At 39.7% G+C, this 1,393-nt stretch carries 1 protein-coding gene; it reads left to right on the plus strand.

Annotated elements, in window-relative coordinates; translation table 11 throughout:
- Nucleotides 1-162: 162 nt before the first annotated feature.
- The coding region (locus BSCG_RS00125) for an AAA family ATPase (RefSeq protein ID WP_083793695.1) at nt 163-1,393 on the plus strand (1,231 nt) is incomplete at its 3' end.

The following is a 1,393-nucleotide window of genomic DNA, read 5'->3' on the forward strand; positions in this document are numbered from 1 at the left end:
GGGTGAAGCGATGGAGCAAATTGATTTGAAGAATTATCCGGAACGCTTTGCTTTATGTGGATTGCCTGTCGTAAAGGTGGCTGTCAGCTTTGATAGCGAACGGTGTACGATTGGGGACTGGGAGATTATAAATGCTTAAGTATTGTAATAAATATGATTGATATGGAAGATTTGCAAAGATACCCCATTGGGATACAGACATTTTCGGAAATACGGGAGGGGAATTACCTCTATATTGATAAAACGGAATATGTTTATCGGATGACACATTCCTCTGCCAAATATATGTTCTTGAGCCGTCCACGGCGCTTTGGTAAGTCATTACTTACTTCCACGCTGCATAGCTATTTCTCCGGACGCAAGGAGCTGTTTCATGGATTGGCTATGGAGAAACTGGAGAAGGAGTGGGTGGAATATCCGGTGCTTCACTTCGATATGAGTACTGCCAAACATGCGGATAGTGAACAGTTGCTCCAAGAATTGAATCTGAAACTATATGGTTATGAACAGATTTATGGACGGCTGGAGGAGGAGGTTAATCCCAATCAGCGTTTGATGGGACTGATAAAACGTGCCTATGAGCAGACCGGAAAGAAAGTGGTTGTACTTATTGATGAATATGATGCTCCTTTGCTGGATGTGGTGCACGAACGGGAAAATCTGGATGTATTGCGTAACATCATGCGTAACTTCTACAGCCCGTTAAAAGCTTGTGATCCTTATTTGCGATATGTATTTCTGACTGGTATTACCAAATTCTCCCAACTAAGTATTTTTAGTGAGTTGAATAATATAAAGAATATTAGTATGGATGAGCCATACGCTGCTATCTGTGGAATTAGTGAAGATGAGATACGTTTGCAAATGAAGGATGATTTGGGAGGATTGGCAAAGAAATTGGAGATAACACCTGAAGAGGCTTTGATGAAATTGAAAGAAAATTATGATGGTTATCATTTTACATCTCCTTCGCCCGATATATATAATCCTTTCAGTTTGCTAAATGCTTTTGCGGATGGTAAATTTAATTCTTATTGGTTTGGTAGCGGTACTCCCACATATCTGATAAAGATGCTGAATAAATTCGGAGTGAAACCTTCCGAAATTGGATGTAAACAACTAAAGTCCTCAGTTTTCGATGCTCCTACTGAAACGGTGACTGATGCAGTGCCTTTATTGTACCAAAGTGGGTATATCACTATTAAGGATTATAATAAGATGCTAGATCTTTATACGCTGGATATTCCCAATAAAGAAGTAAGGCTGGGACTTATGGAGAGCCTTCTTCCTTATTATGTAAATAACAAGACACCTGAAGCAACTACCATGGTGGCTTATCTTTTTTATGATATTCAGAATGGTGATATGGATGCTGCTTTACACCGTTTGCAGG

This window comes from Bacteroides sp. 2_2_4 (assembly GCF_000157055.1).
In the GTDB taxonomy this organism is placed as follows: domain Bacteria; phylum Bacteroidota; class Bacteroidia; order Bacteroidales; family Bacteroidaceae; genus Bacteroides; species Bacteroides ovatus.